This is a genomic window from Methylobacterium tarhaniae (assembly GCF_001043955.1).
In the GTDB taxonomy this organism is placed as follows: domain Bacteria; phylum Pseudomonadota; class Alphaproteobacteria; order Rhizobiales; family Beijerinckiaceae; genus Methylobacterium; species Methylobacterium tarhaniae.
On the sequence record NZ_LABZ01000278.1, the window covers coordinates 1 to 803 of the forward strand.

Consider the following 803-nt stretch of genomic DNA (forward strand, 5'->3'; position numbering starts at 1 on the left):
ACCGGCTACGACCGCGAGACGGTGCGCCTCGGCCTGACGAGCTATGTGAAGACCTTCCGGCGACCGCAGCTCCTGCGCTTCCTCGCCGAGGATTTTTCCAATCCCGGCATGCTCGACGGCTTCCAGCCGGCGGTGAAGGGCGGGCTGGTGCGGGCACAGGGTCCTGCGCTGCTGCTGCATGTCTGGGCCGGCAACGTCCCGGCCTTGCCGTTGTGGAGCCTCGTCTCGGGGTTGCTGGTCAAGGCCGGCACGGTCGGCAAGCTCGCCTCCGCCGAGCCGCTGACCGCCGGCTGGTTCGCGCGACTGATCGCCGAGGCCGATCCCGAGCTCGGCGAGTGCCTGGCGGTCACCTGGTGGAAGGGCGGCGCCGGCGGGCCAGAGGCGGTGTTCCTGGGCCAGGCCGATTGCGTCATGGCCTATGGCGGCAACGATACCCTGGCGGCGCTCCGCGCCAAGGTGCCGATCACCACCCGCTTCCTGCCGCACGGCCACCGGATCGGCTTCGCGATGGTCGCCCGGGAGGCCCTGGACAGCCGCCGCGCCGGTCCCCTCGCCCAGCTCGCCGCCCACGACATCGTCCGCTACGAGCAGCAGGGCTGCTACGCGCCGCAGATGCTGTTCGTCGAGCGCGGCGGTCCGGTCGCGCCGGACGAGTTCGCCCGCCATCTCGCCCACGCGCTCGCGGCCCTGGCGAGTCGCCATCCGCGCCGGCGGCTCGATCCGGGCGAGGCTTCCGCCATCGCGGCCTGGCGCAGCGGCTACGAGATGCGCGCCCTTGATGGCGGCGCGACGCTGCTCGGCGA

Annotated in this window: 1 protein-coding gene; it reads left to right on the top strand. The window is 72.9% G+C overall.

Annotated features, from left to right (window positions below):
* Positions 1-803, top strand: an 803-nt coding sequence (locus VQ03_RS28565; protein WP_048454311.1) for an acyl-CoA reductase, incomplete at both ends; no start/stop codon positions are given.